The organism is Streptomyces sp. SID5643 (assembly GCF_009872555.1).
Lineage (GTDB): Bacteria > Actinomycetota > Actinomycetes > Streptomycetales > Streptomycetaceae > Streptomyces > Streptomyces iakyrus.
Genome location: NZ_WWIC01000221.1, coordinates 1 through 205 on the forward strand (window position 1 = coordinate 1; position 205 = coordinate 205).

At 40.5% G+C, this 205-nt stretch carries 1 protein-coding gene; it reads left to right on the top strand.

Translation table 11 applies throughout. The features are described from left to right. On the top strand, positions 1-205 hold a 205-nt coding region (locus GTY56_RS24935; protein ID WP_237525017.1), incomplete at both ends, for a CHC2 zinc finger domain-containing protein.

The following is a 205-nucleotide window of genomic DNA, read 5'->3' on the forward strand; positions in this document are numbered from 1 at the left end:
TCTGTTTCATCTGATAAGCAAATTTTTCATTGCTTCGGATGTGGAGAAGGTGGAAATGTATTTTCCTTTCTAATGAAAATGGAAGGACTGGCTTTTACCGAGGCTGTTCAAAAGCTAGGCGAAAGAAATGGAATTGCGGTTGCAGAGTATACATCAGGGCAAGGACAACAAGAAGACATATCTGATGACACTGTCATCATGCAAC